At 56.9% G+C, this 13,102-nt stretch carries 8 protein-coding genes; 4 read left to right on the forward strand and 4 right to left on the reverse strand.

Features of this window, described 5'->3' with window-relative positions:
* Positions 1-218: 218 nt before the first annotated feature.
* Together AC07Y2_RS00535 and AC07Y2_RS00540 are read left to right on the forward strand one after the other, a co-directional pair.
* Positions 219-2,276: a hypothetical protein gene (locus AC07Y2_RS00535; RefSeq protein ID WP_103385199.1), complete on the forward strand. Its 2,058-nt coding sequence runs from the start codon at positions 219-221 to the stop codon at positions 2,274-2,276.
* A gap of 254 nt (positions 2,277-2,530) precedes the next feature.
* A complete protein-coding gene (locus AC07Y2_RS00540) occupies positions 2,531-5,077 on the forward strand; it encodes an autotransporter outer membrane beta-barrel domain-containing protein (protein WP_074690490.1) in 2,547 nt (848 codons plus the stop codon).
* Positions 5,078-5,142: 65 nt separating this feature from the next.
* Here AC07Y2_RS00540 and AC07Y2_RS00545 read toward each other — a convergent pair whose 3' ends face one another.
* The 4 genes from AC07Y2_RS00545 to AC07Y2_RS00560 form a co-directional block, all read right to left on the reverse strand.
* Complete coding sequence (locus tag AC07Y2_RS00545; RefSeq protein WP_074690491.1) at positions 5,143-5,571, reverse strand: hypothetical protein; 429 nt, start codon at positions 5,569-5,571, stop codon at positions 5,143-5,145.
* Positions 5,572-5,864: 293 nt separating this feature from the next.
* Positions 5,865-6,506, reverse strand: a complete 642-nt coding sequence (locus AC07Y2_RS00550; protein ID WP_039768687.1) for a DUF1345 domain-containing protein — start codon at positions 6,504-6,506, stop codon at positions 5,865-5,867.
* 79 nt (positions 6,507-6,585) lie between these two features.
* The gene (locus AC07Y2_RS00555) at positions 6,586-9,684 is read right to left on the reverse strand and encodes a multidrug efflux RND transporter permease subunit (RefSeq protein ID WP_103385200.1); all 3,099 of its coding nucleotides are present in this window, start codon (positions 9,682-9,684) and stop codon (positions 6,586-6,588) included.
* Positions 9,685-9,699: 15 nt separating this feature from the next.
* Entirely contained in the window at positions 9,700-10,857 is a 1,158-nt protein-coding gene (locus AC07Y2_RS00560) for an efflux RND transporter periplasmic adaptor subunit (protein ID WP_039768683.1), read from the reverse strand.
* Positions 10,858-11,040: 183 nt separating this feature from the next.
* Here AC07Y2_RS00560 and AC07Y2_RS00565 point away from each other — a divergent pair, with 183 nt between their 5' ends.
* The gene (locus AC07Y2_RS00565; protein ID WP_039768681.1) at positions 11,041-11,742 is read left to right on the forward strand and encodes a response regulator; all 702 of its coding nucleotides are present in this window, start codon (positions 11,041-11,043) and stop codon (positions 11,740-11,742) included.
* 4 nt (positions 11,743-11,746) lie between these two features.
* Complete coding sequence (locus AC07Y2_RS00570) at positions 11,747-13,048, forward strand: ATP-binding protein (protein ID WP_103385201.1); 1,302 nt, start codon at positions 11,747-11,749, stop codon at positions 13,046-13,048.
* The last annotated feature ends 54 nt before the right edge of the window (positions 13,049-13,102 follow it).

Raw genomic sequence — 13,102 nt, forward strand, 5'->3', positions numbered from 1 at the left:
GCTCTCGCCAAGTGATTTTCAGGGTGGCCGCGCAGGCGCAAGGTTTTGGCGCAGGTGTGTGTTTCGAATAACAAAGGGTAATAACTTAAGGGGCGAGTTTATGATTGTTGATTCAATCTGCTTTTAACGTTGCTTTTCATCAGGAAGTTGTTGTGTAGCTGTCAGACTGATGGAGCAGATCAGGCCATTTGGCTTAATGCACAGAGGAGAATATTAAAATGACTGCTAAAGAAAATGCGGAGAATGGCGGGCCTCGTAAATCAACGCGAACTGGGCCATTTGCTGACCCGCCGAAAATCGTCGGTCAGATTGAAGGCGATGGCAGAATCCTGTTGGAAGAGTTGAATAAACCCGCTATCCGAATGAGGTTAATGGAACTCAAAGATGGACTGTTTGGTGGCGGTATAGCAATGGTAAAAGGGAATAGAGTTGGGCAACCTGAAAAAGAACTTGGAAAGATAGATATACCAGAGGACTTTGCAGGCTTCTTTCCGGTGGATATCCCGGTACTCAATAGCCTGATTCCGGATGACCCGGACATTCCTGGGCCAACGCCGTATTACGCCCGCTTCCATATCATCGATGGGCTTGGCATTGAAGATAGCTCGACCCCGGTTGAGTTCTTTGTCGACAAGAATGCTCCCTATTATGTAAAAAAACCCTTCAGCAGAAGCGCACCGCCTTTCGCGACATTTGCCAATCTGGATGTGGCTGGAGGGGAGAGGATTGACGAAGAGTGGGCCGACAAAAATCCTAGGGGACTGGTGGTTAACGTTGCAATAGACTACGCCAACCGTGTGGACAATGACGAAGTTACCTTTTGTGTCGCTAACAGATCGGGCACGACCACAACCATGCCCGTCATTTACCGAGATGTGGTCACACCCTCGTCGAATCCTTTGCTAGGAGAGTTCACGATCAGTCTCGATGAGCTGAGGAAACTTCCAAACGGAAGCTTATACCATCGCTATATGTGGCATGACGCACCGAGGAACAAATCGCTGGACTCTGTTATCTCAGGCATCCCCTTGCTGCCGATCGCATTTTTGCCGCCCCCACTGCTCAAGCAACTCAGGGTACCAGCGGCGGGCCCTAGCCATACGGAAGCGATCAGTCTCGGTACTTTTTTGCCTGTCGGCACAAAAATCTTTGCCGAGATCGATTATCCGGAAAACGGCGATCCGAAAGACCTTATCACCGTAAAAGTCAAGGGCGACAAAGAGGTAGTGCTGGGGAGCGAAGAGTTAGGCGCGAGCCCCGGTCCGTTCAAAATGGAACTTACCTACGATATTCTGGACGAAGTGACGAAAGGCGCTACAGATGAGAAGACTGTAGAAATTTCTTACTCGTTGAAACGTGGAGCGAACACTCCAATAGATGAGCCGCCAACGTCGATATTCGTCTACTTTGTGTTCCCGGGAATACCTCCTGATACGTTACCCGAACTGGACAACGATAATCTGCTTCCGGTCGTAGTTAATGGGCGCGAGGGTGCTGGCAACAAGAACCATCTGACCACGGAGGATATTAATCATCCTGTACGCTTCACCGCTACCAGGTGGACAGGTCTGCCGGATCTACTGAGGGATGCGTTAATCACGTTCTACTGGGACGACAAGCCAGTAGGATCGATACAAATGAAAAATACTGATACCGCTGTCTTTATAGATGTTGATTACTCGGAGATTTCACCTGTCGAGCCAGGAAACATCAAGGCTCACTACACCATTGAATACCCTGGCAATCCCAATATTATGCGGCAGTTGCCCAGAACTGACGTGCTGGTCGAAACATTTGAAATCGACTTGGATCCGCATAAAGGTCCATTCATTGAGCTGGGTGGTGAGCGGTATATTACCTGCAAAACGATGGTGCCTCGAACTGTAGACGAAGGAAATACTATCGTACCTCCACTTAAAGTGTCGGCGCCGGGCGGTCATCGCGATCTACCACCAAACAGGCCTGTCACTATGAGGATGGAGGGTTGGAAAGAGAAAGTTCCGGTAACGCCGATCACCGGCGCAACGTTCAAGGAAACAAAAAATATGCCGGCAGGAGGGGGCGATCTCGTCTTCGATATGGACTACGAGCTGTTCAAGACGATTCAACTGGAGACGCCAGCAACGAATCCGGTCACCTTTTATTACGCGCAAATTTGGTACGAGATAAAACTGGGTGAAACAACGTTTGAGTCACCCAAGGAAATGCATCCGGTCAGAGTACGTAATAGTAGTCTCGAATACTGTGAAGACTTGGGGGCGGGCAGTGACGGTTAATTAGTGGCTGGACACCCAATCAACATGGCGAACGAGGTTCATGTTGATTGGGTGTGATTTTACATACGAGCTCTTGCGACGAAAACCACCAGAGATGAGTGTTCTGAAGACTTATCTGTCGACACTTTAGGATTAGTCCTACAGAGACGTAGCGGTTACATCTGTAGTCTTCGGCGCGCTTTCCATATTTGTTATCCGGCGCCGGATTCGAACTACTTCTGCTTTGGCACAGGATATTACTAAGGGCTACTCGCATGCGTACCACGCCACCTTTCAAATTCGATATTTTTGGCAATAGCCGGGCAATTCCTTCCTTTGCGCTGCTGATGCTATCTGTCTCGGTTTCTCACGCCGGTGTATTAAATCCTGGACAAAGTGAGACGATTGATAGCACCGACCCGATTGAATCCTGGACACTGAACCCAGGCTCCGAGCTGATTTCCAACGGTGCGGATACAGATAATATTGGGGCGGTTGGAGCGAAGCTGGAAGTCAATGGGGGAAGTAACAAACAGATTGCTCTTGAGCGATTGTCGGTCATGAACATGATTGGGGGGACGGTTGCAAACACATCGGGTACTGGCGCAGCGATCAACCTTGCCAGCAGCAGCGCGGAGATCACGAACAGCACTATAACGAGTAACGCTGTGGGGTTGATGTTGACACGCAATATTCAGGATCAATCCGGCTCCAGCGTAAAGTTGGTTGACAGCACCGTGACGGCTTCGAGTGTGGGGGCGCAGGTCAACGGTCTTGGCGTACTCGAGTTGATTGAAAGCACCATCAGCGCAACTGGCACGACGTCGGACGGGGTCAGACTCCTGAATGGCTCACTCTCGGCGAAAAATAGCTTCATCAGCGGTGGCGACGTCGGTCTGCACATTGGGAGCGAACCCAGTCGCGGGGAAACGTCAACGGTAGTGCTTGATGATTCGCGGATTGAAGGTCGAACGGGCCCCGCGATCTCTACCGACTTGTTGAATTTGCAAGGTGCAAAGGCCGATATTCATGTGCTCAATGATTCCACATTGGTGGCGGGCAACGGCAATGTGCTTGAAGTAAAAAACGGGGCAACCGTCGGGCTCACCGTTGATAACAGTGCGCTCGTGGGGGATGTAGTGGTCGACTCCGGCAGCGCCGCTCGGACCCGTTTTCAAAATGGCGCATCACTGGCCGGTAATCTGCAAAATGTCGCTCAGGTCACGCTCGATACTCGAAGCACCATGACCGGAGATGTACTTGCCCAAGCCGGTAGTGGCGCTGCGGTCACGATCGATAATGGTGCTGCACTCAATGGGAACGTGAACAACGTCATCAGTCTGTCACTGAATCATGGTGGCAGCATGACAGGCGATGTTGTCACCGATACCGCTGGCACGGTCGCGCTGGATAATGGCGCAACGCTGACTGGCCAAATTGAAAATTCAGCGAATATCCAAATCAGAAATGCCGGCCAATGGGTTACCACGGGCAACAGCTCGGTGCAAAGTCTGGAGCTGGAAGACGGTATTGTTCGCCTGGGGGATACAGGCTCTTTCCACCAACTGGATGTGGAGAATGTGTCGGGCAAGGGCACCTTCGTCATGCACGCCGACCTGAATACCGAGCGTACCGATTTCCTGAATGTTACAAAAGGTGCCAGCGGTGAGCATAAACTTCAGGTGACAGCGAGTGGCACCAATCCGACGACTCCCGATTTGGTGAAAATCGGCAACGTTGCAGGTGGCGATGCGAGCTTCGCGTTGAATGGTAATGGGCTGGTCGATGCAGGCTCACGCACTTATGGATTGTTGAGGGAGGGTGAAGGGCTGTTCCTTAAACCCAATCAGACTGTCAGTACCTCGACGAATACGGTATTGGCGATTGCCGGCAGTACACGAAGCATCCTGTATGGAGAGATGACCTCGCTCAATAGCCGTCTGGGCGATCGTCGTCTGAGCAGTAGTAGTGGAGATACATCGCCTTTGGCAAGAAGCGATACCTCGATGAAAAAGTTGAGCAATAGTGTGTGGATGCGCACTTATGGCAGCCAGTACAACGTTTCCAACGCTTATGGTGGAGGTTTCACCCAGAACCAGCGTGGCTTCTCGCTGGGTGCCGATACTCAAGCGCAACTGGGCGGTCAGCAATGGCTTGTCGGGGCGTTTGTAGGGTCAGGGCGCACTGATATAGACCTCAAAAATGGTTCCACGGCGACAGTCGACAGCCTCAATGCGGGTGTCTATGGCACGTTGCTTGATGTAGCGAGCGGCATGTATGTGGACGTGGTGGGCAAGGTCAACCAGTTTGATAACCAGGCCAACGTCACAATGAGTGACGGCACTCGCAGCAAAGGCAACTATAAAAATCTGGGTTTAAGTGCAACAGTGGAAGTGGGCAAGCTCATTCGGTTTGATAACGGTGACTTTATTGAACCCTTTGCTCAGGTAGGCCTTGGCGCGGTCCAGGCAAAGCAATACCGGTTGGACAATGGTCTGGAAGTTGATGCCGGTGCGGCGCACTCGCTGTTGGGTAAAGTGGGGATGACCATCGGCCGTGAGATCACTCTGGACAACGCCAGCAAGCTGCAACCAAGGGTACGCTTGGCGATGGGGCACGAATTTGTAAAAAGTAACGATGTAAAGGTCAATAATGATGACTTTAACAGTGACCCTTCCAGTACCAGCCTTGAATATACAGTGGGGGTGAACTGGGTGCCCGCCCAGAAAAACTGGCAGGTCTATGGCGAGGCGGGAGGAAGTAAAGGTAATACCATTGAACAGAACTGGAACTACAGTGTAGGCGTAAGCTACAACTTTTAATCACCGCTTTTGGTTGACGAAAAAAATCCCGACTAATGTCGGGATGTTTTTTTTCATGTAAAAAGTCATGGAAGCAACATGTCAAATTCACCATCAGTCTCTAATTGTGTATCGTGGTTGTCATCCTCGACTTTGACCTCGAATTGAGCAGCCACGGCATTGGTCTCACTGGATTCGAAAAGCGTGATAGTGCCTTCAATCCCTATGTAAACATTGATGTCGGCGTTAGTATCATTGATATATTCAAAGCGAATCGGGGTTTCAGAGTCAGTCAACGAATAAGTCTTGTATTCAAGCGTTTTCGGTAAAATTATCCGGATTTCTCTATAGCTTAAATCGGCTTCGCGCTGAGTGGCCGAAAAAATAAGGTGATTATCAAATGGAGGTGGAAGGTTAGCGTCCTTTACCTCCCTTTGGTTTGCTTCAAAGGGTGTCTTGTCAATGTTGCCGATAAAATACGGTGCGACGGGTTTTAGTTGAGTACTTGTTCTCATAATAAAATCCTCTATGCCTGGGTGAGGTATCCAAAGACCTGATCGGGGTCCTGTTTATGGATAAGTTATCAGAACTCATCATATCGCCGCTGTAAACTGTCAGAGTTGACAGTTTACAGATAAGTTAAAGTGTGCTTGTTTTCCGTTCTTTGAATGGTTTAGAGAAAAGGTAAGTGCCCCGATTTTATACAAGAGCGTTCGCTGGTCAGTGCCCCGGCCCATGTCGAGTCCGCCTTGCCGTGGCCAGGCGCAGTTGCACCAGATACACATGTGGATTGAGCGTGGAAAATTTGTCAACCAAACAACCCCGCCGCAATATTGATCGAAAACCCCAGAATCGCCGTATTGAATACAAACCCGATCAACGACTGCGCCAACACGATCTTGCGTATCTCTCGCGTGGCCACGCCAACATCCGCCGTCTGCACAGCAACGCTGATGGTGAACGAGAAGTACAGAAAGTCCCAATAGTTGGGCGTGGTCAGGCCTTCGGCAAAGCGCAGCGCCGGCTCCTTGCCGTCCCAGGTGTAAAACAGCCGGGCGTAGTGGACGCTGAAGATAACCCCGATCAGCAACCATGAACCGATCACCGTCAGCGCGGTGAATCCGTAGTGCAGGAGTTTGCGAGTGGTTTCCAGGTCCTTGCTGCCGGCCAGTTCGAAGGTGATGGTGGCGAGGCTGGCCAGAGCCGCGATGCACACAACGAACAACACCAGCCCGGCATTTTCATCCTCGACTTCGGCGATGCGTCTGACGTCCGGTGCTTTCGCGCGAGCTGTCAGCCAGAACATCAGGAGCAGATAGGTCCAGACGCCGGCGTTCCAGCCGATAAGGATTTTGCTGATGACCGAGTCGGCAGGGATCAGCAGGCCGACGGCAAGACCGAATAGCGCAGCGGCGGAAAGGCGAGGGTGGGTGCGGGCGAGGAAGCGCATGGGGACTCGATGGGCCAGGGCGGTTCAGACACCTTAGCCCAGCGCGGCGACCTCTGGCCACCGCGCCGGGAGCGCTCTATCAATCAGGCTTGGTGAACCGGCGCACAAGCTTGATCACGACCACGAAAAACACCGGCACGAAAATCACCGCCAATGTTGCGGTAATCATCCCGCCAATCACCCCGGTGCCAATCGCCTGCTGACTTGCCGAACTTGCGCCCGTGGCAATCGCCAGCGGTACCACGCCCAGAATGAACGCCAGCGAGGTCATGACAATCGGCCGCAAGCGCAGACGCGCGGCTTGCAGCGTGGCGTCAATCAGGTCATGACCTTCGTCATACAGGCTCTTGGCAAACTCGATGATCAGGATCGCGTTCTTCGCCGACAGGCCGATGATGGTGATCAGGCCGACCTTGAAGAAGACGTCGTTGGGCATTCCGCGCAAGGTCACCGCCAGGACCGCGCCGAGAACACCGAGCGGTACGACGAGTAGCACGGAAGTCGGAATCGACCAGCTCTCGTACAACGCCGCCAGACACAGGAACACGATCAGCAGCGACAGCCCGAGCAGAATCGGTGCCTGACTGCCGGACAAACGCTCCTGCAACGACAGACCAGTCCATTCCTGACCCAGACCTTTCGGCCCCTGGGCCACCAGACGTTCGATTTCCGCCATGGCTTCGCCGGTGCTGTGACCAGGTTTCGGCTCACCGGAAATCGAGATTGCCGGGTAGCCGTTGTAGCGGGTCAGTTGTGCCGGGCCCTGGGTCCATGTGGCTCGGACGAACGCCGACAGCGGCACCATTTTCCCGGCGTCGTTGCGCACGTGCATCTTCAGCAGGTCATCGACCTGACTACGGCGATCGCCTTCAGCCTGCACGACAACCCGTTGCATCCGCCCCTGATTGGGGAAGTCATTGACGTACGAGGAGCCGATGGCGGTGGACAGCACGTTGCCGACATCGGCGAAGGAAATGCCCAGCGCGTTGGCCTGTTTACGGTCCACTTCCAGTTGCACTTGTGGCGCTTCGGCCAGTGCGCTTTCACGCACGTTCATCAGGATCGGGCTTTTCTCGGCGGCTTCCAGCAACTGGGTGCGCGCCTCCATCAAAGTCGCATAACCCAGGCCGCCGCGATCCTGCAGACGGAACTCGAAACCGCTGGAAGTGCCGAGACCATCCACCGGCGGCGGCAGCACGGCGAAGGCCACGGCGTCCTTGATCTGGCTGAGGGCGATGTTGGCACGGTCGGCAATCGAACTGGCCGAGTCGTCGCTGCCGCGTTGCGACCAGTCCTTGAGCGTGGTGAACGCCAGCGCGGCGTTCTGCCCGCTGCCGGAGAAGCTGAAACCGAGAATCACAGTGCTGTCGCCCACGCCCGGTTCGCCGGCGTTGTGCGCTTCGATCTGCTCAACCACCTGCACCGTGCGGTTCTTGCTCGCACCGGGTGGCAGTTGAATGTCGGTGATGGTGTAACCCTGATCCTCGACCGGCAGGAACGAGGAGGGCAGGCGCGCGAAGCACAGGCCCAGACCCACCAGCAGCACACCATAGATCAGCAGATAACGACCGGTGCGTTTCAGCGCATAGCCAACCCAGGCCTGATAGCGATCGGTCAGTTGCTCGAAACGGCGGTTGAACCAGCCGAAGAACCCGGTTTTTTCGTGGTGTTCGCCCTTGGCAATCGGCTTGAGCAAGGTGGCGCACAGTGCCGGGGTCAAGGTCAGGGCGAGGAATGCCGAGAACAGGATCGAGGTGGCCATCGACAACGAGAACTGGCGATAGATGACGCCCACCGAACCTTGCATGAACGCCATCGGAATGAACACCGCCACCAGCACCAGCGTGATGCCGATGATCGCGCCGGTGATCTGGGTCATCGCCTTGCGCGTTGCTTCTTTCGGCGACAGGCCTTCGGTGGCCATGATCCGTTCGACGTTCTCCACCACCACGATGGCGTCGTCCACCAGAATACCGATGGCCAGCACCATGCCGAACATGGTCAGCACGTTGATCGAGAAACCCAGCGCAAGCATGGTCGCGAAGGTGCCCATCAGTGCCACGGGCACCACCAGCGTCGGGATCAGGGTGTAGCGGATGTTCTGCAGGAACAGGAACATCACCGCAAATACCAGCAGCATGGCCTCGCCGAGGGTGTAGACCACTTTGGTGATCGAGACCTTCACGAATGGCGACGTGTCGTAAGGAATCTTGTATTCCACGCCCGCCGGGAAGTAGCGCGACAGTTCATCCATCTTCGCCCGGATCAAGGTCGCGGTGCTGAGGGCGTTGGCGCCCGGCGACAGTTGCACGCCGACAGCGGTGGACGGCTTGCCGTTCAGACGCGTGCCGAACTGGTATTCCTGGCTGCCGATCTCGACCCGCGCCACATCCTTGATGCGTACCGTGGAGCCGTCCGGATTGGCCTTGAGCACGATGTCGGCAAACTCTTCCGGCGTCGACAGCTGACCCTTGACCAGAATCGTCGCGGTGATTTCCTGAGTGCTCGGGTTCGGCAGATCGCCGATGCTGCCGGCCGACACCTGGGCGTTCTGCGCGACGATGGCGGCGTTGACGTCAGCGGGTGTCAGGTTGAAACCGATCAGCTTCTGCGGATCGACCCAGATCCGCATCGCCCGCTCGGCGCCGTACAACTGGGCCTTGCCGACACCGTCGATGCGCTTGATCTCGTTCATCACGTTGCGCGCCAGGTAATCGCTGAGCGCCACGTCGTCGAGCTTGCCGTCGCTGGAGGTCAAAGTGATCAGCAACAGGAAGCCGGCGGAGACTTTCTCCACCTGCAAACCTTGCTGATTGACCGCTTGCGGCAGGCGTGACTCGACTACCTTCAGGCGATTCTGCACATCAACCTGCGCCAGCTCCGGGTTGGTGCCCGGCTGGAACGTGGCCTTGATCGTGGCGCTGCCCAGGCTGCTTTGCGATTCGAAATACAGCAGGTGATCAGCGCCGTTGAGCTCTTCCTCGATCAGGCTGACCACGCTTTCGTCGACGGTCTGCGCCGAGGCGCCCGGGTACACGGCGTAGATTTCGATCTGCGGCGGCGCGACGTCGGGGTATTGCGCCACCGGCAATTGCGGGATGGCCAGCGCACCGGCCAACAGGATGAACAACGCGACGACCCAGGCGAACACCGGGCGGTCGATAAAGAACTGCGGCATAGAAGAGCGTCCTGCTTACTGACCAGAGGTCTGGGCAAGTGGAAGAGGGGTGTCGTCGATCTGCACCACTTCGCCCGGACGGGCATGTTGCAGGCCTTCGATGACAATTCGGTCGCCGGCCTTCAGGCCACCGGTGACGATCCAGCGGTCGTTCTGCACAGCGCCAAGCTGCACCGGCTGCTGGGCAACACGCATCTGATCGTCGACAGTCAGGACTTGCGCCACACCGGCGCTGTCACGCTGTACCGCGCGTTGCGGCACGGTGAGACCGTGCTGGATCACGCCTTGTTCCAGGCGCACGCGAACGTAGCTGCCGGGCAACAGATCGAGATCCGGGTTGGGGAACTCGCTGCGCAGGATGATCTGCCCGGTGCCCGGATCGACCGTGATGTCGCTGAACAGCAACTTGCCGGGTAACGGATAGAGGCTGCCGTCGTCCTGGATCAGCGTGGCCTTGACCTGATCCTGACCGACCTGCTGCAACTGGCCGGAGCGAAATGCCCGGCGCAGTTCATTCAATTCGCGGGTCGACTGGGTGAGGTCGGCGTGGATCGGGTTCAGTTGCTGGATCAGCGCCATGGGCGTGGTTTCGTTCTGGCCGACCAGCGCGCCTTCGGTCACCAGGGCTCGGCCGACACGCCCGGAAATCGGCGCGGTGACGGTGGCGTAGCCCAGATTCAGCTTCGCCCGCTCGACAGCAGCCTTGTTGGCGGCAACGTCGGCGGCCGTCTGCCGGGCATTGGCGCGGGCGTTGTCGTAGTCCTGAGCGCTGATGGCCTTGTCATCGATCAACTGGGCGTAGCGCTGCTCCTGCAGTTTTGCCTGGAACGCGTTGGCCTCGGCCTTGCGCAGCGCGGCTTCGGCGCTGTCCAGGTCAGCCTTGAACGGCGCCGGATCAATGCGGAACAGCACGTCGCCTTTTTTAACGTCGCTGCCTTCGCGGTAGGTACGTTGCAGTACCACGCCGGCGACCCGGGCGCGGACTTCGGCAATGCGCGGCGCGGCAATCCGCCCGCTGAGTTCGCTGCTGATCGACAGGGGGCGCGCCTCAAGGGTTTCGATCCGCACGGTGGCCGGCGGCGCCTGTTCCTCGGCGTTCGAGGATTTATCACAGGCGCTCAGCATCAGCGCCAATGCGATCAGGCCGAGCCCGGCCAGCAGATTTTTCGACATGTACAACCCCCAATATTGATCTGCGCATCCTACGGACAGTCGCCGAGGGTAGCGGTGAAGCTTTGTAGGTGCTGTGTGAAATTGTGTAAGGGTTTTGCTCAGGGACGGGCGAGGGCGTATATCCTTCAGGCCTTGAAATTTTTTGCGACATAGCAGTCGCCACCGCCTGTTCTGGACACCTCAATGCCCAACATTCTTCTGGTCGAAGACGACACCGCCCTCGCCGAACTGATCTCCAGTTACCTCGAACGCAACGGTTACTCCGTCAGCGTGATCGGCCGTGGCGACCATGTGCGCGAACGGGCGCGGCTGAGTCCGCCGGACCTGGTAATCCTCGATCTGATGCTGCCGGGCCTCGACGGCTTGCAGGTCTGTCGCCTGCTGCGCGCCGACTCGGCAACGCTGCCGATCCTGATGCTCACCGCCCGCGACGACAGCCACGATCAGGTGCTGGGCCTGGAAATGGGTGCCGACGATTACGTCACCAAACCCTGTGAGCCGCGCGTCCTGCTGGCGCGGGTGCGCACCTTGCTGCGCCGCAGCAGCCTCGGCGAACCGATGACCGCCAACGACCGGATCCTGATGGGCAACCTGTGCATCGACCTGTCGGAACGCACGGTGACCTGGCGCGAGCAACCGGTGGAACTGTCCAGCGGCGAATACAACCTGCTGGTGGTGTTGGCCCGTCATGCCGGTGAAGTGCTGAGTCGCGACCAGATCCTGCAACGCCTGCGCGGCATCGAGTTCAACGGCACCGACCGTTCGGTGGACGTGGCGATTTCCAAGTTGCGGCGCAAGTTCGACGACCATGCCGGCGAGGCGCGCAAAATCAAGACCGTGTGGGGCAAGGGGTATCTGTTCAGCCGTTCCGAGTGGGAATGCTGATTCGATGTTCAGAATCCTCTTTCGCCTCTATCTGGTGACGATCGTCTCCTACAGTGCGGCGATTTATCTGGTGCCGGATCTGGTGGTGATGGCGTTCAAGCAGCGTTTCGTCACCTACAACCTCGACTACTCCCGTGGCCTGCAATCGCTGATCACCAAGCAGTTTCGCGCGGTGCCGCAGGACCAGTGGCCGGCACTCGCGGCGTCGATGGACAAGGATTTCCAGCCGCTGCACATCGTGCTCGCCCGTATTGATGACCCTGGCTTCACCGCCATCGAGCAAGAGCGGCTGCGGCGTGGTGAGAACATGGTGCGGGTGGGCGACTGGGGTTGGCGCACGCTGGCGGTCACGCCGCTGAACGACGAAATGGCGGTGCAGATGGTGGTGCCGCCGGATCCGATGGACGTGAACCTGTTGTACTGGAGCATCAACGTGCTGATCGGCGCGAGTCTGCTGGCGTGCCTGTTGCTCTGGTTTCGTCCGCACTGGCGCGATCTGGAACGCCTCAAAGGCACGGCCGAACGGTTCGGCAAGGGCCATTTGAGCGAGCGCACGCAAATCGGCCCGAGCTCCAACATCGGCAGTCTGGCCAACGTGTTCGACACCATGGCCGGCGACATCGAAAACCTGCTCAACCAGCAGCGGGACCTGCTCAACGCCGTGTCCCACGAACTGCGCACGCCACTGACCCGCCTTGACTTCGGCCTGGCGCTGGCGCTGTCCGATGACTTGCCGCAGGCCAGCCGCGAACGCCTGCAAGGGCTGGTCGCGCACATCCGCGAACTCGATGAGCTGGTGCTGGAGTTGCTGTCCTACAGCCGTTTGCAGAATCCGGCGAAGTTGCCGGAGCAGGTCGAAGTGTCGCTGGACGAGTTCATCGACAGCATTCTGGGCAGCGTCGACGAAGAGCTGGAATCCCCGGAAATCGTCATCGATGTGCTGCTGCACAATCAGCTGGAGCGCTTCACCCTCGACCCACGCCTGACAGCCCGGGCGATTCAGAACCTGCTGCGCAACGCCATGCGCTACTGCGAAAAACGCATTCAGATTGGCGTGCAGGTCTGCCCGAAGGGCTGTGAAATCTGGGTGGATGATGACGGGATCGGCATCCCGGAAGACGAGCGGGAGCGGATTTTCGAGCCGTTCTATCGACTGGATCGCAGCCGCGATCGGGCCACCGGAGGGTTTGGTCTGGGGCTGGCAATCAGCCGGCGGGCGCTGGAAGCGCAGGGCGGGACGTTGACGATGGAGGGTTCGCCGTTGGGCGGGGCGCGGTTCAGACTTTGGCTGCCTACCCCGACTTGATGATCGCTGAGGTCCCACTCAGAGCGCTGATCGTTCCCACGCTCTGCGTGGGAA

It is taken from the genome of Pseudomonas sp. GW456-12-1-14-TSB6 (assembly GCF_059424205.1).

What these genes read in the sequence shown, in the direction of transcription:
- AC07Y2_RS00535 (WP_103385199.1), top strand. Translation starts at nt 219, where the DNA reads ATGACTGCTAAAGAAAATGCGGAGAATGGCGGGCCTCGTAAATCAACG.
- AC07Y2_RS00540 (WP_074690490.1), top strand. Translation starts at nt 2,531, where the DNA reads ATGCGTACCACGCCACCTTTCAAATTCGATATTTTTGGCAATAGCCGG.
- AC07Y2_RS00545 (WP_074690491.1), bottom strand. Translation starts at nt 5,571, where the DNA reads ATGAGAACAAGTACTCAACTAAAACCCGTCGCACCGTATTTTATCGGC.
- AC07Y2_RS00550 (WP_039768687.1), bottom strand. Translation starts at nt 6,506, where the DNA reads ATGCGCTTCCTCGCCCGCACCCACCCTCGCCTTTCCGCCGCTGCGCTA.
- AC07Y2_RS00555 (WP_103385200.1), bottom strand. Translation starts at nt 9,684, where the DNA reads ATGCCGCAGTTCTTTATCGACCGCCCGGTGTTCGCCTGGGTCGTCGCG.
- AC07Y2_RS00560 (WP_039768683.1), bottom strand. Translation starts at nt 10,857, where the DNA reads ATGTCGAAAAATCTGCTGGCCGGGCTCGGCCTGATCGCATTGGCGCTG.
- AC07Y2_RS00565 (WP_039768681.1), top strand. Translation starts at nt 11,041, where the DNA reads ATGCCCAACATTCTTCTGGTCGAAGACGACACCGCCCTCGCCGAACTG.
- AC07Y2_RS00570 (WP_103385201.1), top strand. Translation starts at nt 11,747, where the DNA reads ATGTTCAGAATCCTCTTTCGCCTCTATCTGGTGACGATCGTCTCCTAC.